Source organism: Amycolatopsis sp. cmx-4-54 (genome assembly GCF_046548895.1).
GTDB lineage: Bacteria > Actinomycetota > Actinomycetes > Mycobacteriales > Pseudonocardiaceae > Amycolatopsis.
The window spans coordinates 1-24,508 of the sequence record NZ_JAEBEJ010000021.1; the positions used below are offsets into that span (position 1 = coordinate 1).

Sequence of the window (24,508 nt, forward strand, 5' to 3'; positions counted from 1 at the left end):
TCGACGACATCGGTGGCGAGCCCTCTCAGGACCGCAAGGAGATCACCTCCGGGCACTGACCCGGGAGACACGCGTGAAGGCCCCCTTCCCTCGGCTGAGCCGAGGGAAGGGGGCCTTCACGCGCTTCCGGGACCATCGGACGGTGGAAATTCACGCGACAGGCGCTACGGTAGTGGTACAGACCATTCACCCGAGGGAGTCCCATGCGTGCCACCGGATTCGCCGTCGTCTGTACCGCTCTCCTGCTGCTGGGCGGGTGTTCCGGCGAAGAGAAACCGGCGGCACAGCCGGTGAACGACGCGGCGCAGCTGGCTTCGGCCGCCGCCGCGGGCACGCAGAAGGCCCGCTCGTCCAAGATCGCGCTCGAGACCACCGCCGACGACGGCCGCAAGGTCGTGGTCACCAGTTCAGGGCTCTACGAGGGGCCGAACAGCAAGTTCTCCATGGTCGCCGAGATCGCCGGTGAGAAACGGGACCTGATCTTCGCCGACGGCGTCCTCTACTACCACCTGTCGGACACCCAGGTCCAGGAATTCAAGACCGACAAGGAATGGGTCAAGATCACCGCCGACGGCAAGGACGCGCTCTCCGCGGCCAACGGCGCGTTGCTGACGAACGTCGTCGAGACGATGGATCCGACCCGGACGATCGACCGGATCGCGAAATCGGGCAAGGTCACCAAATCCGGCCAGGCCGACGTGAACGGCACGGCTGCCACGCACTACGTCCTCGATCTCGGCGGTGCCCCCGCCGAGGTGTGGCTGGACGCCGAGCAACGCCCGGTGCAGGTCACCATGGGCAAGGCGACGGTCAAGTACGAAAGCTGGGCTTCCGACGTGGTGATCATCGCGCCGCCGCCCGAAGCAGTCGGCGACAGCCGCTGACCCGTCCCCCGAACGGGGTGCGGACCGCGGTTGTGTTTCGCTTGGGTACCCGCCTTTGAAAGCAGGTCCTCATGCGGAAAACGGCCCTGTCCACCGTCGTGCTCGTACTCGGCGCGCTGCTCGGCGCGTGCGACAGCGGAGCCGTGGCGTTCGCCGATGCCCGCGCACTCGCCGACGGAGCCACGTCCGCCATGGACGGAAAGGCCGCGAAGTTCGTCACCGAGGTCACCGCGGGCACGATGCGATCGAAGAGCCAGGGAGAGGCGAAGGTCGCGGGGACGGGCACCGCGCTGGCCATGACCACGGACTTCCTCGGCGAGCCTCTCGAACTCCGCCTCGTCGACAAGATCGTCTTCGCCAAGGTCCCGGACGCCGCCCGTGAGGAGGTCCCCGGCGGGAAGCCGTGGGTGAAGGTCTCCCCCGACGGCGCGGACCCGTTTTCGCAGGTCGCCGGCGGCAGTATCGACCAGCTGACGAAGCAGAACGATCCTGGCCGCACGCTCGACCAGGTGCGGAAGGCCGGCACCCTCGTCGAATCCGGGCACACCGAACTCGACGGGGTCCCCGCCGAGCGCTACCGGCTGGACGTCGACATGGCCGCGCTGGGCGGTGATCTTCCCGCCGGGTTGTCGGCCGAGGCCGTCGGGGAACTACAGGGGAAACTCGGGAAGATCCCCATGGAGATCTGGCTCGACGACGCACACCGGCCGGTGCGGATCGTGCTCGACCTCGCGCCGGTTCTCGCCGCATCGGGTGTCCCGGACAGCGCGATGGCCCGGATCGTCACGCGCTACAGCGAATGGGGCACGCAGGCCGACATCCAGGCGCCGCCGCCGGAGGAGATCGGGGAGATCCCGGCGGGCTGACCTGTCACGTTCTCCGCGCGCGTCTCGTCCCTCTCGTGAAGGCGGGACAGGAGGAACGAACATGCGTGTGATGGTGATCGGGGCGACCGGGGTGCTGGGGCGTCCGCTGGTGCGGCGGCTGCTGGCCGAAGGTCACGAGGTGAGCGGGCTGGCCCGCGGTGAGGACCGCGTCGCGGCTGTGCGCGCGACCGGCGCGAAACCGGTGCGGGGTTCGCTGTTCGACGTCGATTCCCTGGCGGGCGCGCTGAACGGGCACGACGCGGTGCTGAACGTCGCGACCCGCATCCCGGACGCGCGCCACGCGATGACGTTGTCCGGCTGGGCCGAGAACGACCGCGTGCGGATCACCGGCAGCCGAACCCTGGCCGACGCCGTGCGACGGGTCGGAGAGGTGGGAATCGTGGTGCAGGAAGGGATTTCGTTCGTCTACGCCGACGGCGGCGACGAGGAACTGGACGAGGACGCGCCCCTCGCGCCGCGCGGCAATATCGCGTCTTCGACGGAGGCGCACGCGAACATCGCGGAACTGGCGGACGAGGGGCGGACCGCGATCCGGCTGCGGATCGGGCTCCTGGTCGCCGACGACCCGATGACCACGACGATGCTGGCGGCCGCGCGGCGCGGTTCGCCGCTGATCATCGGCCGCCGGACCGACTGACCGCGGCGATCCACCCGGACGACGCGGCGGCCGGCGCGATAGCGGCGCTGCGGGCGCCGAGCGGCGTCTACAACCTGGCCGCGGATCCGGTGCGGAAACAGGAACTCGGCGAGGCGATGGCCTCGGCGGCCGGTGTCCGCCGTCCGCGCGCGCTGCCGAAGTGGCTGGCGAGCCGGCTGGGCCTGATGGCGGTGCTGGCGCGCTCGCAGCGCGTCGTCTCGACCCGGCTCACCGAAGCGACCGGCTGGCGCCCCGAGCGCCCGGTGCCCGGCCCGTCCTGGTTCTGACGCGGAGGGGCTAGAGGAGTTCCAGCAGGAACGGGAGCTCTTGGGGCGCGTACCAGGCGAGTTCGTGGTCTTCGGCGTCGCCGAGGGTGAACTCCGCGTCCGGGTCGCCGAGGTCGGCCTGGTCGATCACCGCGGCGGCGGCCTGCACGGACTCGGCCGCTTCGGCCGCGTCGACGTGGATCGCGGCCACGTCGGCGATCTTCACCGGCCCGGACAGCCGGACGACGGCGGCGTCGAGATCCGGGCGCAGCGTGACCTCGTCGACGTCGGCCGAGATCACCACGCGCCGCGGCTCGGGCTTCTCCTCGGCCTCGATCAGCCGGAGCGACGCCCTCGCGGCGTCGAGCAGCGCGGCGTACTCGAGCTCTTCGTCGGATCCGCTGGCGTAGGACTCCCGCAGCGCCGGGGTCAGCGCGAATCCCGTCCCACTCCGCGCCCGGAACTCGCCGGTGGTTTCGAGCTCACGGAGCATCGCGATCGTCGCCGGTAGATAGACCCTCACCAGTGCGCACCCTTCAGCTCTTCCAACGATTCCTCGATCATCCCGGCGAGCAGGTCCACATCGGACACGGCCTTGCGGTCGCCGTTCAGTCCGAAGTAGACACCCCCGTGATACGAGGTGACCCCGATCGCCAGCGCCTGATTTCGCACCAGCGGCATGACCGGGAACATCTCCACCATCTTCGCCTGTCCCGCGTAGAGCGGCACCTGCGGGCCCGGTGAGTTCGTGATCAGCACGTTGAAGATGCGTCCCGACATCGACCCTGCCGCCCGCGCGCCCAGCGAATGCAGCGTCGCCGGGGCGAACCCGCCGACCGTCAGCAGCCCGCGCGCGGCGACCGAACGGCCGGAGTCGAGGTGGTCCGCCATCGCGTGGCCGATGTGCTGCAACCGCAGGACCGCGTTCGGCTCCCCGACCGGGAGATCGACCAGATAGGCGTCGACCTGGTTCCCGACCAGTGCGGGCGTCGAGTACTCGGCCGTCTCGGCGTCGCGGACGGCCATCGGCACCAGTGCGCGCACGGTGGTCGTCGCGGTCAGGTTCGAGCCGCGGGAGAGCAGCCATTCCCGCAGCGCGCCGGTGATCGCGGCGAGCACGACGTCGTTGACCGTGCCGCCGTGCGCGGCGCGGACCTTGCGGAAATCCTCCAGCCGCGTCCGGACCACGGCGAACATGCGGCCGCCGGAGGTGCGGACGTTGAGCGGCCCCGACGGCGCCGGACTCACCATGGTCTTCAGCGCCGAAGCGACGTCACCGACCGTTTCGGTGACCTTGCCCGCCATCGCGGTGGCGTCGTGGGCGATGGAGCGGACGTTCTCCACCAGCTCCGTCGGCCGCTGCACGGTCTCGGCGACCGCGTCGAGGATCAGCTGTGTGCGACTCGGTTCCCGGCGCGGATGCCAGGTGTCGTCGAACGGTTCCGGCTCCTGCGGGGTGGCGTCGAGGATCAGCTGCCCGATCTCGATGGTGCCTATCCCGTCCACGACGGACTGGTGCGTCTTGGTCACCAGCGCGACGCGGTCGCCCGCGAGGCCCTCGACGAAATACGCCTCCCAGAGCGGCCTCCCCGGGTCGAGCCGCCTCGACATCAGCCGCGCCACGAGGTCGAACAGCTGACCGTCGGAACCCGGCTGCGGCAGCGCGGACCGGCGGACGTGGTAGTTGAGGTCGAAGTCGACGTCGTCGACCCACACCGGCCGGGCGAGATGCCCCGGCACCTCCAGCACCCGCTGCCGGTAGCGCGGCAGGTACGCGAGGCGCTGGCCGATCAGGTCAAGCAGCTGCTCGTGGGTGAAGCCGTCGCGCGGCCGCTCGAAGATCGCCACCCCGCCGACGTGCATCGGGGTCGAGTGGTCTTCCACGTAGAGGAACGAGGCGTCCAGCGCGGAGAGGCGGTCGGGCATGGGCCGATCCTTACACAGTGGGACACTCGCCGGTGTGGGTGATGAGTCGGTGATCTCGCCGAAGGACCGGTTCCTGACGGTGTACGGGCGCAAACCGGTGCTCGAGGCCTTGGACGACGCGGCGCTCGAGGTGGACAAGGTGATCCTCGCCGACACCGTGCGCGGGCCGAACGCCGCCGAGATCCAGCGTGCCGCCAAGGCCGCCGGGGTGCCGGTGCAACGCGCGAGCGCGCATCGGGTCAAGGTGCTGGCCGGCAACGGCAAACAGGACCAGGGCGTGCTGGCCGACGTCGTCGCCCCGCGGATGCGCTCGCTGCACGCGGCCCTGTCCGACGGCAGGCCGCCGTCGCGGGTGCTGCTGCTCGACGGCATCACCACCCCGGCCAACGTCGGGATGATCCTGCGCACGGCGACCGCGGCCGGGCTGGACGGGGTCGTGGTGCCGCGGCGCGGGGTCGCCGCGCTCGACCCGATGGTGGTCAAGGCTTCGGCCGGGGTCGCGTTCCGCGCGCCGGTGCTGCGCTGCGGCAGCGCGCGTGAGGCGGCCGAAATGCTCACCGAAGCCGGCTACGGGATCTTCGCGCTGGGCGCTTCCGCCCGGAGTTCGGTGTTCGACGTCGAGCTGCCGCAGCGCGCGGCGTTCGTGCTGGGCGGGGAGACGAACGGCGTCGGCGCCGAGGTCGGCGAACTGGTGTCGGAATGGGTGTCGATCCCGATGCCGGGCGAGGTCGAGTCGCTGAACGTCTCGGCCGCCGCCGCGGTGCTGTCCTTCGAGCTGGTGCGCCGGGCTAAGGCTTCGGGAACAAGGCTCTGAGCTCGGACAGCGTCTCCTCGACCGACGTGTGGTGCACCCCCGCCATCCCGGCCGCCACCGCCGCGCGGACGTTGTGCGCGGCGTCGTCGACGAACACGCACCGGCCGGCGGGCAGGTCGAGCAGCCCCGCGGTGAGCAGGTAGACCTCGCGTTCGGGTTTGGCCACGCCGACCTCGCCGGAGAAGACGAGCGCGTCGAAGAACGGGCCGAGCGACCGTTTGGCGTCGTCCGACGCGCCGGGAGCGTTCGAGAGCAAGGCCGTTTTGATGCCGCGCTCCCGCGCCGCGAGCAGGAAGGCGTACAGCTCGTCCGCGCCGTCGTCCGTGAGCACCCCGACGTAGTCGATGACCAGCCCTTTCAACACCGGCCCACCGTACACAAGCGATCACCGCCCGGTTCATCCTCTCGGGCGGTCCTTGTCTCGGCTCGGCCCACCGCCCGCCCCTTAGTTGCTGGGCGCGGCCGAAGGGGCCGCGGAGGGGGACTGTCAGATGAAGTCGTACGTACTGAGACGGCTTGAACCGTGTGAGCCGCCGTACCGGGTCGCGGGCAGGCCGGACGGCCTGGTGCACCGGGCGGCGGCGCCGGACAACCAGCTCGTGCTGGATCTGCCGCTGTTCGGCGAAGCCATCGTGGAGGAACCACAGCCGGGACCGGACACCCCGGACCGACGGCAGGTCGGCAGGCTGCTGACCACCATCCTCGAAGCCTGTGACGGGCGTCGTCCCGCGGTGCAGGTGCGGCCCATCCTCGACCCCGCACTGCACAGCGCGCTGCTCGACAGCGGCCGTCGCCGTCCCGCGGGCGGTTATCGGCCGAAGTCGGTCCATCTGGGGCATCCGGCGGACGGCGTCGTCGAAGCCTGCGCGACCGTCGAGCAGAACGGACGCTGCCTCGCGCTGGCCGCCCGCTTCGAACGGACACCGTCGGGCTGGGTGTGCACCCGCTTCCACCTGCTGAAGCCGCCGCGCCGGGTCTCGGCGCTCGCGGCCTGATGCGCGTGAAGGCCGCTGCGCGGGCGGGCGGCTCGCAGCTGTCCGGTGGCCATGTTGTGAAAGCCACTTTCGCAACGTTGAAGGTTGCGAAAGTGGCTTTCGCAACACCCCGCGCCGCCGATCGGGCCCGACTGACGCCCGTGAAGCGCACGGACGCGGGTGATACGCGTGAAGGCCCCCTTCCCTCGGCTGAGCCGAGGGAAGGGGGCCTTCACGCGCTTGGGGCGGTTAGCGGCGCGGGCCCTTCTTGCCCTTCTTCTGGGAGGCGCGCTGCGCGGCGCGACGCTCCCGGCGGGTTCCGCTCTGGTCACCACCGGCGCTACCGGCACTGTCCGAATGCGACTCGACGCCACCGTCCTCGGACGGGCCCGACATGGTCAGCCCGGACTGCGAACCACCGCCGAGTCCCTTGCCCCGCAAGGCGGACGGCACGGACTCGGTGTCGGTCGCCGGTGCCTGCGGAGGCGTCGGGCGGGCGTGCCTGCCGTCACCGTTGGCGGCCTGGCCGTTCCCGGAACCGACACCGGCGGGCAGCGCGGACGCCGACTCCGGTGACGGCGCGGCGGGCTCGGCCTGCTCGACCTGAAGGTTGAACAGGAAGCCGACGGCCTCCTCCTTCAACGACTCCAGCATCGCGCGGAACATGTCGTAGCCCTCGCGCTGGTACTCGATGACCGGGTCGCGCTGCGCCAGGGCCCGCATGCCGATGCCCTCCTTGAGATAGTCCATCTCGTAGAGGTGCTCACGCCACTTGCGGTCGAGCACGGTGAGCATCACCTGGCGCTCCAGGCTGCGCATCGCGCCTTCGCCGACCTTCGCGTCGATCTCGGCTTCGCGCTCGTCGTACGCGCGGTGGGCGTCTTCGAGCAGCGCCTCACGCAGCTTGTCGGCGTCGAGGTCGTCGTCCTCGGTGAGCTCTTCCCAGCTGACCTTGACCGGGTACAGCTGCTTCAGCGCCGTCCACAGCTTCTCGTGGTCCCAGTCCTCGGAGTAGCCCGTGGCGGTCTCTTCGGTGACGTACGCGTTGATGACGTCGACCAGCATGTGCTCGATCTGCTCGCGGAGATCCTCGCCCTCGAGGACGCGCAGGCGCTCGGCGTAGATCACCTTGCGCTGCTCGTTCATGACCTCGTCGTACTTGAGGACGTTCTTGCGGATCTCCATGTTCTGCTGCTCGACCTGCGTCTGAGCGCTCTTGATCGCCTTGGAGACCATCTTGTGCTCGATCGGCACGTCGTCCGGCAGCCGCATGGTGGTCATGACCCGCTCGACCATCGTCGCGTTGAAGCGGCGCATGAGCTCGTCGCCGAGCGACAGGTAGAACCGGGACTCGCCCGGGTCGCCCTGACGACCGGAACGACCGCGGAGCTGGTTGTCGATGCGGCGGGACTCGTGCCGCTCCGTACCGAGCACGTACAGCCCGCCCGCTTCGCGGACCTCGTCGGCCTCGGCCTTGGTCTCGGCCTGGATCTCCTCGAGCACCTTCGGCCAGGCGGCCTCGTACTCCTCGGAGTGCTCCACCGGGTCGAGACCGCGCTCACGCAGCACCTCGTCGGCGATGAGGTCCGGGTTGCCACCGAGCACGATGTCGGTACCGCGGCCGGCCATGTTGGTGGCGACCGTGACCGCGCCCTTGCGCCCGGCGCGGGCGACGATCAGCGCCTCCCGGTCGTGGTGCTTCGCGTTGAGGACCTCGTGCGGGACACCCAGCTTGAGCAGCAGCTTCGACAGATGCTCGGACTTCTCGACACTCGTGGTGCCGACCAGCACCGGCTGGCCCTTCTCGTGCCGCTCGGCGATGTCCTCGGCGACGGCCTCGAACTTGGCCTGCTCGGTCTTGTAGATCAGGTCGGCCTGGTCGGCGCGGACCATCGGCTTGTTGGTCGGGATCGGCACCACACCCAGCTTGTAGGTCTGGTGGAACTCGGCCGCCTCGGTCTCGGCGGTACCGGTCATACCCGCCAGCTTGTCGTAGAGCCGGAAGTAGTTCTGCAGCGTGATCGTGGCGAGCGTCTGGTTCTCGGCCTTGATCTCGACGCCTTCCTTGGCCTCGATCGCCTGGTGCATGCCCTCGTTGTAGCGGCGGCCGTGCAGGATGCGGCCGGTGAACTCGTCGACGATGAGGACTTCGCCGTCGCGGACGATGTAGTCCTTGTCGCGCTTGTAGAGCTCCTTGACCTTCAGCGCGTTGTTCAGGTAGCCGACCAGCGGCGTGTTCGCGGCCTCGTAGAGGTTGTCGATGCCGAGCTGGTCCTCGACGAACGCGACACCCTTCTCGGTGACACCGACGGTGCGCTTGCGGATGTCCACCTCGTAGTGGACGTCCGGCTTCATCAGCGGGGTCATCCGCGCGAACTCGATGTACCAGCGCGAGGACTGGTCGGCCGGGCCGGAGATGATCAGCGGCGTCCTGGCCTCGTCGATGAGGATGGAATCCACCTCGTCGACGATCGCGAAGTTGTGGCCGCGCTGCACGCAGTCTTCGAGGCTCCACGCCATGTTGTCGCGAAGGTAGTCGAAGCCGAACTCGTTGTTCGTGCCGTGCGTGATGTCGGCGGCGTACTGCTGACGGCGGACCTCGGGCGTCTGGTCGGCCAGGATGACCCCGACCTCGAGGCCGAGGAAGCGGTGGATACGGCCCATCCACTCGGCGTCACGTTTGGCGAGGTAGTCGTTCACCGTGATGACGTGCACGCCCTTGCCGGAGACGGCGTTCAGGTACGCGGGGAGGACCTGGGTCAGGGTCTTGCCCTCACCGGTCTTCATCTCGGAGACCTGGCCGAGGTGCAGCGCGGCGCCGCCCATCAGCTGGACGTCGTAGGGCCGCTGGCCGAGCACGCGCCAGGCCGCCTCCCTCGCCACCGCGAAGGCCTCGGGCAGGAGGTCGTCGAGGGACTCGCCGTCCGCGTGCCGTTTACGGAACTCGTCGGTCTTGGCCCGCAGTGCGGAGTCCGAAAGGTCCTTGACGTCGTCTTCGAGGGTGTTGATGTGATCGGCGATGTGTCGCAGCCGCTTCACCATTTTGCCCTCGCCCGCGCGGAGCAGGCGGTTCAGCACCATCCGGTCGACCTCACTAGCTGATTGTGATCGCACCCGAGCCGGTCCCGGGCAATCTCGTACGCGGTGGCGCCTGGTAACGCACCACCGTCCGCCCCCATCGTAGGGAACACCTCGGTGTTCGCGCACGCACCGTCGGTCGGTACCTGACGGGACGAGGCCGCACCACGCCTGATCCGGACATGACGGCGGCCCGCACGGGACGCGTGCGGGCCGCCCTCTGGACGTGGGGCCGGCTAACTCAGCCGGATGACGCCGTAGTCGAAGCCTCGCCTCCGATAGACGACGCTCGGGCACCCGGCGTCGGAGTCGTTGAACAGATAGAAGTCGTGACCGACCAGTTCCATCTCGTAGAGAGCCTGGTCGACCGTCATGGGCTCCGCGTCGTGCTTCTTCTCGCGGACGATGCGACCGGGCTGGTGTTCGGTCACCCCGTCATCCCAGCGCTGCTGCTGGGGCATCTCGAAGTCACCGCTCTCGACAGCGAAACCGTTGGCCATGGGTTCGGCCTCCGGCGCTTCGAGCACAGCGGTACCCGCCAGATGTCGGGTGTCGGTGGTCATTCCACCGGCGGCCGCCAGCGAAGTCGCCTCGGCGACGGATTCCGGGCGGCTGCGGCCGTAGTGCACGCGCCGGCGGTCGTGTGTCTTCCGCAATCTGTTTTCGAGCTTGTTCAGTGCGGAATCCAGCGCTGCGTAGAAGTCGCCGGCACACGCTTCGGCGCGTACGGCGGGGCCTCGGCCCTTACCGGTGATTTCGACGCGCTGGCAGTTCTTCGACTGCCGGCGATTGGGCTCGTGGAAGAGCTCCACGTCGTAACGGATGACCTTCTTGTCGTAGCGCTCTAGCCGGGCCAGCTTTTCGCTGACGAGTGCCCGATAGTGGTCGGGCACCTCCACGTTGCGGCCCTTAACGACGATGTCCATACACGACCTCCCTCGCTGAAATGACTGCGAGCTGTAGATGTGTTCACCAGGGCGCCGGTAATGCGGGGACGAAGCCCGGATCGCGGGCGATGAGAGAACTCGGCATACGGGCACGACGTCTCGTGTCGGATGCCTGAGCGCGGACTCAGCGCGGCTCCGGCGCCAGGGACATGGGCTGGTCACCTCCCTGCCTGCCGGGATTGCTGATAGCGCTGCACGTTAGCTGCATCACGCCGCGAGCAACAGCCCCCGAGCCGGGGGATATCACGACGTGAGACCTCGTCACCGCACGCGACGAAGACCGTGCGGCCAGCGCGACGATCCGGCCTGTCGGGCACCGTCCCCGTGATTTGTTTTCACGCGGACGGCGCAAGCCTTCGGACGGGAAAACGCGGAGGGTGCCGAGGGCACCGCACCCGAGGGAATCCGCCGCCACCCCGGTGGAGTGGCGGGCCGTCGGAGTGTTCCCCTCAAGCTCCCGCATATCCCGTCAACGCCCTTGTACCCATTCCCGTTCCCGATCATTCATCACTCTTGTAGGTGACGGCCCGATCACCCGGCGGCGGCCAGCGCCACCACCGCGGAAACGTGAATTCCGCTTATGTCCAAAAAGCGCGTACAAGCGGCGGCGGTCGCTCCGGTTGTGATGACGTCGTCAAGGAGAACGACCTTGCCCGGACGGAGTCCCGGGACCAGGCGAAGGCGTCCGTCCAGGTTCGACACCCGCTCGGCGCGCGTGAGTCCCACGGCGTCACGAGCACCGGCTCCGAGTCTGAGGACCGGTGCCACGGTCGCGTGGTTTCCCTTGGCCGCCAGCACTTTCACGCATTCCTCGGCGACGCGCCGGACGTGCGGGCCGCCGCGCACACGGGAGGCGTGCCGTCGCGAAGGGACCGGGACGAGACAAGGTTCGGGCTCCGGATCGGGCAGCTGGACGAGGGCTTCGGCGATCGCCCGCCCGAAGGAAGGGGCGAGGTCGCGGCGACCGCGTTCCTTGTAGGCGAGGATCAGGCGACGGGCCTCGTCGGCGTACGGGGCCAGGGCGTACACGGGCACGAGACCGGCGGTCGGACCACGGGCGATCTCGCTGAGCGAGCCCCAAACGGTCTGGCAAGCGGCGCAACAGGGCGCGCCCGGTGCTCCGCAAGACGCGCAGCGGGCGGGGATGAGGAGATCCAGGAGTTTGGACATGGGGCGAGTGTCGGACGGGGCTCCGACAGTTCCGGGTCGCGTTGTGTCGTGAGAGGTCCGGTTTGGACCCTTTTCGTCCTAAGGGGACCGGTCATGGGCGCAGTTTTGGAGAAGGCCTCAGGCGCTTCAGGTGCTTCAGGTGCTTTAGGGGCCTCGGGGGCCTCGGCGGCTTCGGGGCTTCGGCGGCTTCAGATGCTTCGGGGGGCTTTAGTTAGAGGCTTCAGGCGCTTCGGGGGCTTCGGGGCTTCACGCGCTTCGGGGGCTTCGCCGCCCTTCGTACGCCTGGGCCGATCCGTGAAGGCCTCCTTGAGGGACCCAGAGTCCCTCAAGGAGGCCTTCACGGCCTTCTGTCGCCCCGATCGGGTTAGTAGCGCCGCTAGGAAAGCTAGCGGTACTAAAGGTCCCTTGCTCCCCACTGGAGGGGCTGCAGGGGCTCGTGTGGCGCCGGTCGGCGTTGCGAAAGCCACTTTCGCAACCTTCAACGTTGCGAAAGTGGCTTTCGCAACGTGCGAGCCCGCCCGAAGTATCGCGAAGCGACCTCACACCTGCCCAAGTACATAAAGGCCCCCTTCCTTGCGTCTAGCGCAAGGAAGGGGGCCTTCATGTACTTGGGCGACCACTCAGCCCGGGTAGAACGGGTCCGCGTCGGTGACGGTGTGCGCCTGCGGCCGCCAGACTTCGCCCAGCTCGGAGGCGACCCACAACCCGCCCGCGTCCGCGACCAGGTTCTGCCTGCTCGGCGCCGCGGTGACACCGTGCACGGGCGGGGTCAGGTTCGAGCTGTTGAAAGCGTCCATCCGCTGCCCGTCCAGCGGCACCTTGACCACCGGCAGCGAGGTCGACGACGTCGCGGCGATCAGGTGGTCCTGGGTCGCCCAGTCGACGTCGACGACGTCCTTGAGGTCGCGTTCCTGCAGTTTCCGCGGCGCCCGCAGGGCCACCGAGTCCGCCGTCCGCACGATCGAGGCGACCACCAGCTGCCCGTTGACCACCGCGGCCAGCCGCGAACCGTCGCGCGAAAGGCGCAGTTCGGTGATCTGGCCGAGGCCGGTGAGCATGGTCGCGTCGACGCCGGCCTTCACCCAGCGGCCGTCTGCGGCCAGGGTGACCCTGGCGACGGTGTTGTGGTCGACGACCGTCCAGACCTCGCCGGAGACCCCGCCGCCACGGGCGACCGGCCGCCAGGTCGGGCGGCTCAGGCTGCCGCCGAACAGGTCCACCGAAGCCAGCTCGTGCCCGAAATCGCCGACCCGGAGCCACTGCCTGCCGTCGCGTTCTTCGACCACCGCGAGCCGTTTCCCGTCGACGGACTGCGCGGCGCTGACGACCTTGTACCCGCCGTTGCCCGCGGGCCCGCCGACCGGCTGCCCGTTCTCGAGCGACCGGACCCGGCCGTTCACGGTCATCAGTCCCTGCAGTTCCGAGTTGGGCGCGATGTCCACGTTGTAGTTGGGCAGCTCGCTGGCACGCCAGTACTCGTGATCCGGCACCAGCGCGCTGCCGTCGGCCAGTAGCCTGATCCGGCTCAGCGTCACCGTCTGCAGCGAGAGGACGATCTGCGCGGCGATCAGGTTCCGGTCCGCGGGGCTGGCCCCGCCGACACCGGTCAGGTTGATGTCCAGTGTCCCGTCGTCCGTGCTGCGGACGTTGCTTTCGGTGGTGACCTGGTCGCCGAGCAGATCCTTGACCGCGCCCTTCAGCCCTTCGGACGGTCCCTGCAACACCAGGTCCATCACCCGGCCGGGCAATCCGGCCTGCGGTTTCGCCGCGACGTAGCGGAGGTCGGGGACGAAGGCGCCGGAGTCGGGCGAGTAGAAGCTGATCGGCACCCGGAAGTAGTTGAGCGCGAAATCCTCATAGGTGACGGCGAGTTCCTGCGGCGCGTCGACGATGCGCCATTGGCCGTTCGGCTGCTTCCGCAGCTTGAACTGCTGCGAGTACTCGGCCTTCACCGGGATGAACGCGCTGTCGGGGCTCAGGTTGCCGAGTTTGAACCCGCGGACGTTCACCAGCTGCTCGTCCGGGTTCCCCGACGGCGACGCGGTGTCGTAGACGGTGCCGAAGGTGTCGTCGATGATCGTCAGCCCTGGCGACGGCTTCCAGTTGCGCCGGCCTTCCTCGTCGAGGTACACCCGCGCGTCGGCGTTCGCCGTGCCCGGTGTCGCGGAGTTGCGGATGAACTGGCGGGTGACGGTCAGCGAGTCGATCCCGGCCGCCGGCTCGGCGACGTCGGCCGCGTCCTGCCCGGCTTTGTCCCCGGACACGACGACGGGCTGGGATTCGAGCGGGATGTTCGCGCAGCCCGCGAGCAGGAAGAACACCGCGAGCAGGGGCAGCAGCCGGTTCACCGGCCGACCTCCTCTGGCTCGGCGAGGATCGCGTCGGGGGCGGGCCGGACTTCGAGCAGCGCGGACGACCCGTGCGTGTCCGTCGGAATGTGATCGGGCGGTGGCAGGACCAGCGGGCTCTCCCCCATCGGCGTGTCCTGCCGCCGCGGCAGCGCGAGCCGGAAACAGGCGCCGTCGCCGGTCTCGCCCCACGCGTCGAGCACGCCGCCGTGCAACCGGGCGTCCTCCTGGCTGATCGCGAGGCCGAGCCCGGTGCCGCCGGTCCGGCGGTTACGGGACGGGTCGGCCCGCCAGAACCGGTTGAACACCAGTTCCGCTTCGCCCGGCCGCAGCCCGACACCGTGATCCCGCACGGTGATGGCGACCGCGGTCTCGTTGACCGCGAGGGTCAGCACCACCGGGTTCCCTTCACTGTGGTCCACCGCGTTCGCCAGCAGGTTGCGCAGGATCCGCTCGACGCGGCGGGCGTCGACCTCGGCGTACGCCTCCTCGTCCGGCAGGACCAGCTCGACCGAGCTGCCCGCGTTGCCCGCGATCACCCGGACCTGTTCGACGGCCCTGGTCGCTATCGGCCGCACGTCGATCAGCTCGGCCGAGAGCTCCTCGACGCCCGCGTCGAGCCTGCTGATCTCCAGCAGGTCGCCGAGCAGCGCCTCGAACCGGTCGAGTTCGTCGACGAGCAGTTCGGTGGAGCGCGCGAGCCCGGCCGGGAACTGTTCGCGCGACGCGTGCAGGACGTCGGCGGCCATCCGGACGGTGGTCAGCGGGGTCCGCAGCTCGTGCGAGACGTCGGAGGTGAACCGGCGCTGCAGCCCGCCGAACTCCTCCAGCTGGCGGATCTGGCGCTGGATGCTCGCGGCCATCTCGTTGTAGGACACGGCGAGTTTGGCGAGATCGTCCTCACCCAGCACGGCGAGGCGCTGGTCGAGTTCCCCGCCCGCGAACTGTTCGGCCGCGGCGGCGGCCTGCCGGACCGGGCGGACCACCTGCCTGGTGACCAGGTTCGTGATCCCGGCCAGCAGGAGCAGCAGTACGAGTCCGCCGACGAGCAGCGTGTTCTGCACGGTCGAGACGGTGTTCTGCTCGCTGGTGAGCGGGTACAGCAGGTAGAGCTGGAGCGGGTTGATCATCGTGCTCACCGGCGCGCCGACGATCAGATACGTCGTCTTGCCGCCGTCGGCGTCGGTGACCGTGTGGATCAGGTGGCTGACCTGCTCGGTCTCCACGAACTGGCGCAGCCGCTCCGGGACCCGGTCGTAGGGGCCCGCGAACACCGGCTTGTTCGACTGGTCACGGCCACCCGCGGCCAGGACCGGCTCGAAGGTGCCGGCGGCCGACCCTGCGCTGTCCTGCGAGGTCGTCGTGCTGGTGATCTTCTTCAGCGCGTTCTTCATCCGCGCGGCCAGCGCTTCGGGGCTTTCCGTGCCGACGCCGATCAGTTCGCCGCCCGCGGTCTCGACGACCGCCCTCGTCTGCGCGATCGCCGCGTTCTGCTTGGTCTCCAGCAACCGTTCGGTGATCTGGTTCTGCAGCACCATGCCCAGCACGAACACCACGGCCGACGACAGCGCCAGCGTGGACACCGTGACCCGGAACTGCAGCGAATGCCGCCACAGTTCGTTGAACGAGACGACCTTGCGGCGCACGAAAACCACGATGCGCCGGAAGTGGCGCATCGTGGTCTGGGCGAGCTTTCGCAAGCGTCCGTTCATGGGGTGATCACGGGGGGCCGGCCTTGTACCCGACGCCGCGAACGGTCAACACCACCTCGGGGTGTTCCGGGTCCTTTTCGACCTTCGAACGCAGCCGCTGGACGTGCACGTTCACCAGGCGGGTGTCGGCGGCGTGGCGATATCCCCACACCTGCTCGAGGAGCACCTCGCGGGTGAACACCTGACGCGGCTTGCGGGCGAGCGCGACCAGCAGGTCGAACTCGAGCGGGGTCAGCGGGATGGCCTTGCCCTCACGGGTCACCTCGTGGCCGGGGACGTCGATCGCGAGGTCGCCGATCGTCAGCGACTCGGCGGGCTCGGCCTCGGTGCGGCGCATCCTGGCGCGGACGCGGGCCACGAGCTCCTTCGGTTTGAAGGGCTTGACCACGTAGTCGTCGGCCCCCGACTCGAGCCCGAGGACGATGTCCACGGTGTCGCTCTTGGCGGTGAGCATCACGATCGGCACGCCGGACTCGGCCCGGATCGCCTTGCAGACGTCGATGCCGTTCATCCCGGGCAGCATGAGGTCGAGGAGGACCAGGTCCGGTTTCAGCTCACGAAGCGCGGGCAGCGCCCGTGAGCCGTCGGCCACGACGGCTGTGTCGAACCCCTCCCCACGCAGCACGATGGTGAGCATCTCCGCGAGAGCAGGGTCGTCGTCGACGACCAGAACACGTGCCTTCATAAACCTATGTTCGCACTAGTTTCCCGGCGCGGGCGCGCGACCCGGCGATGTGACCACCAGAAAGATCATCGAATCGGGCAAATTGCTCCATCCGAGTAGGGTCTTCTGGCCCTGGAGCCTGTTGGCGGAGCTGGGGATGTACCCGGAAAAGTGACCAACGCGTGATGGCTGACCGGACAGCGTCCCGCCGACGTCGATCGCGGACGCGGGTTCACCGACAGACGCTAGAGCGCACGCCGGAGCCTGGTGAACGGCCGCGGCGAGTCGATCGCGAACACCCCGGCCGGCACGTCGCCGCGGTGATAGGTCGCGACGAACCGCTTCGAAGCGACGTCACCTTCGGCGATCCGCACGTCTTCCGTGGCCACTCCGGCGAATTGGAGCCGCCGTCCGTACTGATCGGACCAAAAGTAACCGTGTCGTGCGAAATGCGTGACGGTCGAGCCGGCGAGCAGATTCGCGACCGCGACGCCCGCCTGTTCCGAGGCCGCCGTCCAGTGTTCGGCGCGGACCCGCCTGCCGAGCCGGGGGCAGCGGTACCGCGCGACGTCACCCACCGCGATCACTCGGGGATTCGCTGTGACACAGCCGGAATCGACCAGCACCCCGTCGTCGACGGCGAGCCCGGAGCCGGTCAGCCATTCGGTGGCGGGCCGTGACCCCACTCCGGCGACGACCAGATCGGCGGGGAGCTCACGGCCGTCGGCGAGCCGCACGCCGGTGACGCGGCCGGCACCGGCGAACCCCGCGACGGGTACACCCGTGATCAGCCGGACGTCGTTCTCGGCGTGCAGTTGTCCGCACACCGCGCCCATCCGCACCCCCAGAACGCCGGCGAGCGGCACGGGCATCGCCTCGACCACGGTCACTTCGTGCCCGAGCAGGCGGCACGCGGACGCGACCTCCGCGCCGATGAATCCCGCGCCGATGACGACGACCGAGCAGGGTCCCGCCGCGAGAGCGGCTTTCAGCGCGACCGCGTCGTCGAGGGTCCGCAAGGTGTGGACGCCGGACAGATTCCTTGCCGCGTCAAGGGTTCTGGCCACCGCGCCGGTCGCGATGACGTAGCCGTCGGCGGCGATCGTGGTGCCGTCGCCGAGCGTCACGCCTTCGCGGCCGAGCTTCTCGGCGCGGACACCGAGATGCCATTCGGCGGCCAGCGCGTCGAGATCGTCCTGTCCGGCGAGCGCGAGGTCATCGGCGGAAACCTTGCCCAGCAAGAAATCCTTCGACAGCGGCGGCCGGTCGTACGGCGGTTCGGCGCCGATCATCACCAGCCGCCCGTCGAAACCACGCCCGCGTAACTCCTGTGCCGCACGAAGCCCGGCCAGAGAGGTGCCGACGACGGCGACCGTTCTCAAGCCACTTCCCGGCGCGCCTCGGTGTCCACATAGATCACGCCGTCCGCGATCACGACGGGATAGGTACGCACGGGGTTCTTGGCGGGCAAGCAGTCCGGGGCACCGGTCCGCAGGTCGAATCGCGCGGCGTGCAGCGGGCATTCGACGTAGCAGCCCTCGATCCAGCCGTCCGCGAGCGACGCGTCCTGATGGCTGCAAGTGTCGTCGAGGGCGTAATAGCCGCCCCCTTCGGCATGGAAGACCGAGACGGGAACGGGGCCCGGCAAGCGGAGGGCTTCGCCTTCGGGCAGTTCGGAGACGGAGCAGGCACGGATCATCGGGGCCTCCGGGAAAGGACCGACGGTTTGTTGATGTTGCGTATTACGAGACGGGACGTGCTCTGCGCAACAATCACCCCCGAAGGGCCGGTACGTCAAGGGATTCGCCCACTCAGCCGAGCGGATCGGGGCGAAACGGCTACTGTTGCGTCATGCGGAGCCAGGACGCGGGGAACGCAACGCCCAGTCAGGTGCAGTCCGTCGACCGTGCGATCAGTGTGCTGGAACTGCTGGCGCGCAACGGGGAAACCGGGATCACCGAGATCGCGGGCGAACTCGGTGTCCACAAGTCGACGGCGTCGCGTCTGCTGAGCGTCCTGGAGAACCGCGGACTCGTCGAGCAGCTCGGCGAACGCGGGAAGTACGCGATCGGCTTCGGCGTCGTCCGGCTCGCCGGCGCCGCCACCGCGCGGATGGACCTGGCGAAACTGGGCAGGCAGACCTGCCAGGGCCTGGCGGAGACACTCGGCGAGACGGTCAACATCGCGATCGCCGACGACGGCGTCGCGATCAACGTCAGCCAGGCCCGCGGCTCGGCCGCGATCTCCACCCAGAACTGGACCGGGCAGCGCACTCCCCTGCACGCGACGTCCAGCGGAAAGGTGCTGCTCGCGTACCTGGATGACGTCGAGCGCAAACGTTTGCTCCGGCGGAAGCTCGAACGGTTCACGCCGCGGACCACGGTGGATCCCGACGAGCTGGCCGCCGAGCTGGAGCGGGTCGCGGAGGACGGGTACGCGGCCTGCTTCGAGGAGCTGGAGCTGGGGATGCACGCGGTCGCGGTGCCGGTGCTCGGTCCCGGCGGCGACGTCGTCGCGGCGATGAGCGCTTCCGGCCCGTCGTACCGGCTTTCGAAGCAGCGGGTGCGGCAGATCGTGCGGCCGCTGACCGAGGCGTCGGCGGATCTTTCGGCACAGCTGGGGTACTTCGCGGAGTGAAGAGGCCGACCTTTTCGGGCTCTTGACAGCGCGCCCACGTGTGCCGCACTTTGTTGCTGAAGACGGAACAACGTGCCTCATCCGCAACAGCGCCTGTCACCCCGATGCCCTCGTGTCCTTTGTGGACTCTCTAGGGCGGGCAGGAGGTACCCCGAACCATGCCCCCAGGACCCCGCGTCGTCGTGATCGGCGCCGGTATCGTCGGCTGCGCGCTCGCCGACGAGCTCACCGAACGTGGCTGGACCGACCTCACCGTGCTGGACCAGGGCGACCTGTTCACCACCGGCGGGTCGAGTTCGCACGCCCCCGGTCTGGTCTTCCAGACCAGCTCCTGCCGCACGATGACCGAGTTCGCCGCGTACACCGTCGCGAAGTACGGCGCGCTCGAACTCGACGGGAACCCGTGCTTCCGGCCCGTCGGCGGGCTGGAGGTGGCCACCACACCCGAGCGCCTCGCCGACCTGAAACGGCGGCACGGCTGGGCCACCGCGTCCGGCGTCGAAAGCAGGCTCGTCGAAGCGGGCGAATGCGCCGCGCTGCATCCGCTGCTCGATCCGGCCAAGGTGCTCGGCGGATTCCACATCCCCTCCGACGGCCTGGCCAAACCCTTGGGCGCCGCCGAGGCGCAGGCCCGCCGCGCGATAAGTCGCGGCGCGAAGTTCGTGGCGCGCCAGAAGGTCGTCGGAATCGAACGGTCGGGCGGCCGGGTCACCGGCGTCACCACCGAGACCGGGAGCTTCCGCGCGGACATCGTGCTCTCGTGCGCCGGGATGTGGGGGCCGTTGCTCGGCGAACTGGTGGACCTCGCCATCCCGCTGGTCCCGATGGCGCATCAGTACGCGCGCACCAGCCCGCTGCCTTCACTCGCCGGCGTGACCGAAGAGGCCACGCGGCCGATCCTGCGGCACCAGGACGCCGACCTCTACTTCCGCGAGCACGTCGACCGGATCGGCATCGGCGCGTACGGGCACCGGCCGATGCCCTTGCCTCCGCACGAGATCGGCGCCGGCGAGGGGATGCCGTCGGAACTCGCGTTCACTCCCGCGGATTTCGAGCCGTCCTGGGCCGCCGCCGTCGACCTGCTGCCGTCGCTGGGCGAGACCAAGGTCGAGGAAGGTGTCAACGGCCTGTTCTCCTTCACCCCGGACGGCATGCCGTTGCTGGGGGAACATCCGGAACTCGACGGGTTCTGGGTCGCCGAAGCCGTGTGGATCACGCATTCGGCCGGAGTCGCGCGCGCCATGGCGCGGTGGCTCGTCGACGGCCTGCCCGGCGTGGATCTGCACGGGTGCGACCTCGCCCGGTTCGAGCGGGTGCAGCTCGCCCCGGAGTACGTCATGGCGCGCAGCTGCCAGAGCTTCACCGAGGTCTACGACGTCGTCCATCCCTTGCAGCCCATGGAGGAACCGCGGCCGCTGCGGACGAGTCCCTTCTACGAACGGCAGAAGGAGCTCGGCGCGTTCTTCCTCGAAGCGAGCGGCTGGGAACGGCCGCACTGGTACGAGGCGAACGCGGATCTCCCGGAGGTCGGCCTCGTCCCGGAGCGCGACGGCTGGGCCGCGCGGTACTGGTCGCCGATCGGCGGCGCCGAAGCGCTGGTCGCGCGGCAACGGGTCGCGATGTTCGACATGACGTCGCTGAAACGGGTGGAGGTCACCGGCCCCGGCGCAAGCTCGTTCCTGCAGACGATGACCACGAACCAGCTCGACAAGAAGCCCGGTTCGGTCACCTACACGCTGTTGCTCGACGAGGACGGCGGCGTGCGCAGCGACCTGACCGTCGCCCGGCTCGGCGCCGAAAGGTTCCAGGTCGGCGTCAATAGCGCGATCGACATCGACTGGCTGAGACGGCATCTCCCCGGCGACGGCACCGTGCAGCTCCACGAGACCACGCCGGGCACCTGCTGTATCGGGCTCTGGGGCCCGCTCGCCAGGGCCGTGCTCCAGCCACTGTCCACAACGGACTTCTCGCACAAAGCGATGGGGTACTTCAAGACGAAGCAGGCGTATGTCGGCCTGGTGCCGGTGACCGCCATGCGACTGTCCTATGTGGGCGAACTCGGCTGGGAGCTGTACACGAGCGCGGATCTCGGCCGCCGGTTGTGGGACACGCTCTGGGAAGCCGGGCAGGCGCACGGGATCATCGCCGCCGGCCGGGAAGCCTTCTCCAGTATGCGGCTGGAGAAGGGCTACCGGCTGTGGGGAACGGACGTCACCGCCGAGCACGATCCCTACGAGGCCGGCCTCGGCTTCGCCGTGCGGATGGACAAGGGTTACTTCATCGGGAGGGACGCGCTGGCCGGGCGCTCGGAGGAAACGGTGGCCAGGAAGCTGACTTGTCTCACCGTCGACGATCCGTACTCCGTCGTGCTCGGCAAGGAGCCGGTGTACGCCGACGGCCGCCCCGCCGGGTACGTCACGAGCGCCGCGTACGGCTACACCGTCGGCAAGAACATCGCGTACGCCTGGCTCCCGGTGGAGTTCACTCAGCCGGGCAGGCCGCTGGAGATCGAGTACTTCGGCGAGCGGATCCCGGCCGTCGTCGCGCGTGAACCGCTGTTCGACCCCGGCATGAACCGGATCAGGAGCGCCGCATGAGCCACTACGACGTCATCGTCATCGGCCTCGGCGGGATGGGCAGCGCCGCGGCGTACCGGCTCGCCCGGCGAGGGCAGCGCGTGCTGGGCATCGACCGCTTCGCGCCCGTGCACAACCTCGGGTCCAGCCACGGCGGCTCGCGGATCACCCGGCAGGCGTACTTCGAGGATCCCGCGTACGTCCCGCTCCTGCTGCGGGCGCACGAACTGTGGGACGGGATCCAACGCGACTCCGGCCGGAAGATCTTCACCCGGTGCGGCGGGATCATGCTGGGCGGTCCCGAGTCGAGGACGGTGTCGGGAAGCCTGGCCAGTGCGCGGGAATGGGATCTGCCGCACGAACTGCTGGACGCGGCGGAAATCCGGCGCCGGTTCCCGACGATGAACCCCGACGATCACGAGATCGCCCTGTACGAGGAGAACGCCGGGTTCGTGGTGCCCGAAAGCAGTGTGGCCGCGCATCTTCAGCTCGCCGCGCGGGCCGGGGCGGAACTGCACCACGAAGAGAAGGTCCTTTCGTGGCGGCAAACGTCCACCGGTGTCCGGGTGGGGACGTCCCAGATCTTCTACACGGCGGACCAGCTGGTGATCTGCCCCGGCGCGTGGGCGCCAGAACTGCTCGCCGAACTCGGCATCGACTTCACCGTCGAACGGCAGGTCCAATACTGGTTCGCGCCGTCGGGCGGGGCGGCGCCGTTCCACGCCGGACGGCATCCGATCTACGTCTGGGAAGACGGGAACGGCCGCCAGTTCTACGGTTTCCCCTCCGCACGACGACGCCGGGAGCGTGAAGGTCGCGTTCTTCCGCGGCGGCCGGGCGTGCACGCCGGAGACCATCGACCGGACGGTGCACCCCGAGGAGGTCGAGGAGATCTCGGAGTTCGTCGGGCGGAAGATGCCGGCCCTGCCCGGCGCTTTCCTGCGCGGGGCGACCTGCATGTACACGAACACCCCCGACGAGCACTTCGTCATCTCCCGCCATCCCGCGCACGACCGCGTGGTGGTCGCCTGCGGGTTCTCCGGGCACGGCTTCAAGTTCGTCCCGGTGGTCGGTGAGATCCTCGCCGACCTGGTCGTGGCCGGTACGACCGGGCATCCGGTCGCCTTGTTCGATCCCGCCCGGTTCACCGGAGTCACGAGATGACGAGCCTCATTCCCACGCTGAGCGGCGGCTACTACACCGATCCCGCGATCTTCGCGGCCGAACAGGAGAAGATCTTCGAACGCCAGTGGTTCTGCGCGGTCCGGGCGGCGGATCTGCCGTCGGCGGGCGACTTCCGGACCGTCCGGATCGGACGGGAGAGCGTGCTCGTCAGCCGCGGCCGGGACGGCGGATTGCGGGCGTTCCTCAACGTCTGCCGCCATCGCGGGGCCCGGCTGTGCACCGAGGAGTCGGGCACGGTGAAACGCGCGTTCCAGTGTCCGTACCACGCGTGGACGTACGGACTCGACGGCAAGCTGATCGCGGCGCCGAACCTGGCGAACCTTCCCGACATCGACCGTTCCGAGTACGGGCTGCACACGGTGCGCCTGCGCGAATGGCTGGGTTACGCATGGGTCTGTCTCGCCGCGGATCCGCCGTCGTTCGAAACCGACGTCGAAGGCGCGGTGCGGGAACGGCTGGGCGATCTGGAGTCGATCGAGCGGTACCGCCTCGACAAGCTGTCGGTCGGGCGCCGGATCACCTACGACGTCGAGGCGAACTGGAAACTGATCGTCGAGAACTTCATGGAGTGCTACCACTGCGCGACCATCCATCCGGAGCTGACCGAGGTGCTGCCGGAGTTCGCGGGCGGCTACGCGGCGCAGTACTACGTCGGGCACGGCGCCGAATTCGGCGAGGCCGTCGACGGCTTCACCATCGACGGCACGACGGGTTTCGACCGGCTCGACGGCGTCGCGAACGAGCAGGACAGGCGGTACTACGCGATCACCATCCGACCGCAGGTGTTCGTGAACCTGGTGCCGGACCACGTGATCTTCCACCGGATGTACCCGCTCGCGCCGGACCGGACGGTCGTCGAATGCGACTGGCTCTATTCCGAGGAGGTCGTGGCGTCGGGACGGGACGTGTCACGGTCGGTGGAGTTGTTCCACCGCGTCAACGAGCAGGATTTCGACGCCTGCGAACGCTGCCAGCCCGCGATGGCGTCCCGCGCCTACCGCGGCGGCGGGGTGCTGATGCCGTCCGAACACCACATCGGCGAGTTCCACACCTGGCTCCTCACGCAGTTAGAGGACGAAATGCGGTAGTTGCGCGCGCAAGGACCGCATTCAGAGGACTAAGTGCGGAGGAGGGAGGCCGCGAGAGCCGGGGTGTCGACACCGGCGACGCCGTCGAGAACGTGCCAGGGCGCGAGCCAGCCCGTCGCGGCGAGTTCGTCGTAGACCACCGAACACCGCTTCTGGAGCGCGTCGTCGGTCTCGAAGGAATCCCGCGCGCGGTCGGCGTCGCTCTCCGCGCGGCGCTGCGCGCGGTCGGCGGCGACGTCGGCGGCGACCCGGAGCAGCAGATGCGCGACGGGCACCGGCAGGCCGAACCGGTCGATCTCCAGGTCCTTGAGCCAGCGCACGAACTCGCCGTCCGCCCCCTGGTGGAGCCGGGCCGCGCCGTACGCCGCGTTCGACGCGACGTACCGGTCGAGCAGCACGACGTCGTGGTCGCCGAGACGGGCGCGGATCTCGTCGGCCGCGCCCCGCCGGTCGAGCGCGTAGAGCATCGCCATGCCATAGACGGAGTCGGCGAGATCCCCGTGGCCGCGGTGCAGCGCTTCCTTCACGAGGTCGGCGTGCACGCTTTCGCCGTACCGCGGGAACGCGATGGACGTGACGCTCGCCCCTGCCGCGTTCAGCGCGCCGGTCAGCGCGTCGGCGAGGGTGCGCTTGCCCGCGCCGTCCAGACCTTCGATCACCACGAGTCGTCCCACGGGCCCACTTTAAAACGCCGTGGTCGACCGGCGGGCCAGAC

At 69.2% G+C, this 24,508-nt stretch carries 21 protein-coding genes and 2 pseudogenes; 11 read left to right on the forward strand and 12 right to left on the reverse strand.

Features of this window, described 5'->3' with window-relative positions; all coding sequences use genetic code 11:
• Nucleotides 1-203: 203 nt before the first annotated feature.
• The 4 genes from ACLJQ7_RS40845 (at nt 204) to ACLJQ7_RS40860 (ending at nt 2,695) form a co-directional block, all read left to right on the forward strand.
• Nucleotides 204-884 (forward strand): hypothetical protein, encoded by a 681-nt coding sequence (locus ACLJQ7_RS40845; RefSeq protein ID WP_410653559.1) that lies wholly within the window; start codon nt 204-206, stop codon nt 882-884.
• Nucleotides 885-955: 71 nt separating this feature from the next.
• Nucleotides 956-1,750, forward strand: a complete 795-nt coding sequence (locus ACLJQ7_RS40850; RefSeq protein WP_410653560.1) for a hypothetical protein — start codon at nt 956-958, stop codon at nt 1,748-1,750.
• Between the two features lie 61 nt (nt 1,751-1,811).
• Nucleotides 1,812-2,408: an NAD-dependent epimerase/dehydratase family protein gene (locus tag ACLJQ7_RS40855; RefSeq protein WP_410653561.1), complete on the forward strand. Its 597-nt coding sequence runs from the start codon at nt 1,812-1,814 to the stop codon at nt 2,406-2,408.
• 89 nt (nt 2,409-2,497) lie between these two features.
• A complete protein-coding gene (locus tag ACLJQ7_RS40860) occupies nt 2,498-2,695 on the forward strand; it encodes a hypothetical protein (protein ID WP_410653562.1) in 198 nt (65 codons plus the stop codon).
• A 10-nt stretch (nt 2,696-2,705) separates the two neighbouring features.
• Here the strand turns inward: ACLJQ7_RS40860 and ACLJQ7_RS40865 are convergent, their stop codons facing one another.
• Both ACLJQ7_RS40865 and ACLJQ7_RS40870 read right to left on the reverse strand, forming a co-directional pair.
• On the reverse strand, nt 2,706-3,197 hold the full coding sequence (locus ACLJQ7_RS40865) for a DUF6912 family protein (RefSeq protein ID WP_410653563.1): 492 nt from the start codon (nt 3,195-3,197) through the stop codon (nt 2,706-2,708).
• Nucleotides 3,194-4,600, reverse strand: a complete 1,407-nt coding sequence (locus ACLJQ7_RS40870) for a WS/DGAT/MGAT family O-acyltransferase (protein WP_410653564.1) — start codon at nt 4,598-4,600, stop codon at nt 3,194-3,196. The genes ACLJQ7_RS40865 and ACLJQ7_RS40870 overlap by 4 nt, the downstream gene beginning before the upstream one ends.
• Before the next feature lie 34 nt (nt 4,601-4,634).
• Between ACLJQ7_RS40870 and ACLJQ7_RS40875 the strand changes: the two genes are divergently transcribed.
• Nucleotides 4,635-5,414: a TrmH family RNA methyltransferase gene (locus ACLJQ7_RS40875; protein ID WP_410653565.1), complete on the forward strand. Its 780-nt coding sequence runs from the start codon at nt 4,635-4,637 to the stop codon at nt 5,412-5,414.
• Here ACLJQ7_RS40875 and ACLJQ7_RS40880 read toward each other — a convergent pair.
• Nucleotides 5,389-5,793, reverse strand: coding sequence for an HAD-IA family hydrolase (locus tag ACLJQ7_RS40880; RefSeq protein WP_410653566.1), 405 nt, complete (start codon nt 5,791-5,793; stop codon nt 5,389-5,391). The genes ACLJQ7_RS40875 and ACLJQ7_RS40880 overlap by 26 nt on opposite strands.
• A gap of 112 nt (nt 5,794-5,905) precedes the next feature.
• Between ACLJQ7_RS40880 and ACLJQ7_RS40885 the strand changes: the two genes are divergently transcribed.
• Nucleotides 5,906-6,409, forward strand: a complete 504-nt coding sequence (locus tag ACLJQ7_RS40885; protein ID WP_410653567.1) for an Rv3235 family protein — start codon at nt 5,906-5,908, stop codon at nt 6,407-6,409.
• 228 nt (nt 6,410-6,637) lie between these two features.
• On the opposite strand, the gene secA is transcribed toward ACLJQ7_RS40885, so the two are convergent.
• The 8 genes from secA to ACLJQ7_RS40925 all read right to left on the reverse strand — a co-directional run bounded on the left by secA (nt 6,638) and on the right by ACLJQ7_RS40925 (nt 18,006).
• The gene (gene secA, locus ACLJQ7_RS40890) at nt 6,638-9,469 is read right to left on the reverse strand and encodes a preprotein translocase subunit SecA (protein ID WP_410653568.1); all 2,832 of its coding nucleotides are present in this window, start codon (nt 9,467-9,469) and stop codon (nt 6,638-6,640) included.
• Nucleotides 9,470-9,702: 233 nt separating this feature from the next.
• Nucleotides 9,703-10,392: a ribosome hibernation-promoting factor, HPF/YfiA family gene (gene hpf, locus ACLJQ7_RS40895; protein ID WP_410653569.1), complete on the reverse strand. Its 690-nt coding sequence runs from the start codon at nt 10,390-10,392 to the stop codon at nt 9,703-9,705.
• Between the two features lie 552 nt (nt 10,393-10,944).
• Nucleotides 10,945-11,583 carry a ComF family protein gene (locus ACLJQ7_RS40900; protein WP_410653570.1) on the reverse strand — a complete coding sequence of 213 codons (639 nt, stop codon included), beginning with the start codon at nt 11,581-11,583 and terminating at the stop codon, nt 10,945-10,947.
• 620 nt (nt 11,584-12,203) lie between these two features.
• Nucleotides 12,204-13,931 (reverse strand): LpqB family beta-propeller domain-containing protein, encoded by a 1,728-nt coding sequence (locus ACLJQ7_RS40905; RefSeq protein ID WP_410653571.1) that lies wholly within the window; start codon nt 13,929-13,931, stop codon nt 12,204-12,206.
• Complete coding sequence (gene mtrB, locus ACLJQ7_RS40910; RefSeq protein ID WP_410653572.1) at nt 13,928-15,643, reverse strand: MtrAB system histidine kinase MtrB; 1,716 nt, start codon at nt 15,641-15,643, stop codon at nt 13,928-13,930. Before mtrB ends, ACLJQ7_RS40905 begins: the two co-directional genes overlap by 4 nt.
• A gap of 7 nt (nt 15,644-15,650) precedes the next feature.
• Nucleotides 15,651-16,328 (reverse strand): MtrAB system response regulator MtrA, encoded by a 678-nt coding sequence (mtrA, locus tag ACLJQ7_RS40915; protein ID WP_005150760.1) that lies wholly within the window; start codon nt 16,326-16,328, stop codon nt 15,651-15,653.
• Between the two features lie 224 nt (nt 16,329-16,552).
• On the reverse strand, nt 16,553-17,689 hold the full coding sequence (locus ACLJQ7_RS40920; protein ID WP_410653573.1) for an NAD(P)/FAD-dependent oxidoreductase: 1,137 nt from the start codon (nt 17,687-17,689) through the stop codon (nt 16,553-16,555).
• Nucleotides 17,686-18,006 carry a bifunctional 3-phenylpropionate/cinnamic acid dioxygenase ferredoxin subunit gene (locus ACLJQ7_RS40925; RefSeq protein WP_410653574.1) on the reverse strand — a complete coding sequence of 107 codons (321 nt, stop codon included), beginning with the start codon at nt 18,004-18,006 and terminating at the stop codon, nt 17,686-17,688. The genes ACLJQ7_RS40920 and ACLJQ7_RS40925 overlap by 4 nt, the downstream gene beginning before the upstream one ends.
• 152 nt (nt 18,007-18,158) lie before the next feature.
• On the opposite strand from ACLJQ7_RS40925, the gene ACLJQ7_RS40930 reads away from it, so the two are divergent.
• From ACLJQ7_RS40930 to ACLJQ7_RS40950, 5 genes and pseudogenes are all read left to right on the forward strand, one after another.
• Nucleotides 18,159-18,944 (forward strand): IclR family transcriptional regulator, encoded by a 786-nt coding sequence (locus tag ACLJQ7_RS40930; protein ID WP_410653575.1) that lies wholly within the window; start codon nt 18,159-18,161, stop codon nt 18,942-18,944.
• Between the two features lie 158 nt (nt 18,945-19,102).
• On the forward strand, nt 19,103-21,541 hold the full coding sequence (locus ACLJQ7_RS40935; protein ID WP_410653576.1) for a GcvT family protein: 2,439 nt from the start codon (nt 19,103-19,105) through the stop codon (nt 21,539-21,541).
• Between the two features lie 35 nt (nt 21,542-21,576).
• Nucleotides 21,577-22,284, forward strand: a pseudogene (solA, locus tag ACLJQ7_RS40940) (N-methyl-L-tryptophan oxidase); the annotation flags it as partial.
• Between the two features lie 103 nt (nt 22,285-22,387).
• Nucleotides 22,388-22,552 (forward strand): annotated as a pseudogene (locus tag ACLJQ7_RS40945) (N-methyltryptophan oxidase); the annotation flags it as partial.
• 128 nt (nt 22,553-22,680) lie between these two features.
• A complete protein-coding gene (locus ACLJQ7_RS40950) occupies nt 22,681-23,793 on the forward strand; it encodes an aromatic ring-hydroxylating oxygenase subunit alpha (protein ID WP_410653577.1) in 1,113 nt (370 codons plus the stop codon).
• 29 nt (nt 23,794-23,822) lie between these two features.
• Here ACLJQ7_RS40950 and ACLJQ7_RS40955 read toward each other — a convergent pair whose 3' ends face one another.
• Nucleotides 23,823-24,455 (reverse strand): dTMP kinase, encoded by a 633-nt coding sequence (locus tag ACLJQ7_RS40955; RefSeq protein WP_410653633.1) that lies wholly within the window; start codon nt 24,453-24,455, stop codon nt 23,823-23,825.
• Nucleotides 24,456-24,508 lie beyond the last annotated feature (53 nt).

What these genes read in the sequence shown, in the direction of transcription:
- ACLJQ7_RS40845 (WP_410653559.1), top strand. Translation starts at nt 204, where the DNA reads ATGCGTGCCACCGGATTCGCCGTCGTCTGTACCGCTCTCCTGCTGCTG.
- ACLJQ7_RS40850 (WP_410653560.1), top strand. Translation starts at nt 956, where the DNA reads ATGCGGAAAACGGCCCTGTCCACCGTCGTGCTCGTACTCGGCGCGCTG.
- ACLJQ7_RS40855 (WP_410653561.1), top strand. Translation starts at nt 1,812, where the DNA reads ATGCGTGTGATGGTGATCGGGGCGACCGGGGTGCTGGGGCGTCCGCTG.
- ACLJQ7_RS40870 (WP_410653564.1), bottom strand. Translation starts at nt 4,600, where the DNA reads ATGCCCGACCGCCTCTCCGCGCTGGACGCCTCGTTCCTCTACGTGGAA.
- ACLJQ7_RS40885 (WP_410653567.1), top strand. Translation starts at nt 5,906, where the DNA reads ATGAAGTCGTACGTACTGAGACGGCTTGAACCGTGTGAGCCGCCGTAC.
- secA (WP_410653568.1), bottom strand. Translation starts at nt 9,469, where the DNA reads ATGGTGCTGAACCGCCTGCTCCGCGCGGGCGAGGGCAAAATGGTGAAG.
- hpf (WP_410653569.1), bottom strand. Translation starts at nt 10,392, where the DNA reads ATGGACATCGTCGTTAAGGGCCGCAACGTGGAGGTGCCCGACCACTAT.
- ACLJQ7_RS40900 (WP_410653570.1), bottom strand. Translation starts at nt 11,583, where the DNA reads ATGTCCAAACTCCTGGATCTCCTCATCCCCGCCCGCTGCGCGTCTTGC.
- mtrB (WP_410653572.1), bottom strand. Translation starts at nt 15,643, where the DNA reads ATGAACGGACGCTTGCGAAAGCTCGCCCAGACCACGATGCGCCACTTC.
- mtrA (WP_005150760.1), bottom strand. Translation starts at nt 16,328, where the DNA reads ATGAAGGCACGTGTTCTGGTCGTCGACGACGACCCTGCTCTCGCGGAG.
- ACLJQ7_RS40925 (WP_410653574.1), bottom strand. Translation starts at nt 18,006, where the DNA reads ATGATCCGTGCCTGCTCCGTCTCCGAACTGCCCGAAGGCGAAGCCCTC.
- ACLJQ7_RS40930 (WP_410653575.1), top strand. Translation starts at nt 18,159, where the DNA reads ATGCGGAGCCAGGACGCGGGGAACGCAACGCCCAGTCAGGTGCAGTCC.
- ACLJQ7_RS40935 (WP_410653576.1), top strand. Translation starts at nt 19,103, where the DNA reads ATGCCCCCAGGACCCCGCGTCGTCGTGATCGGCGCCGGTATCGTCGGC.
- ACLJQ7_RS40950 (WP_410653577.1), top strand. Translation starts at nt 22,681, where the DNA reads ATGACGAGCCTCATTCCCACGCTGAGCGGCGGCTACTACACCGATCCC.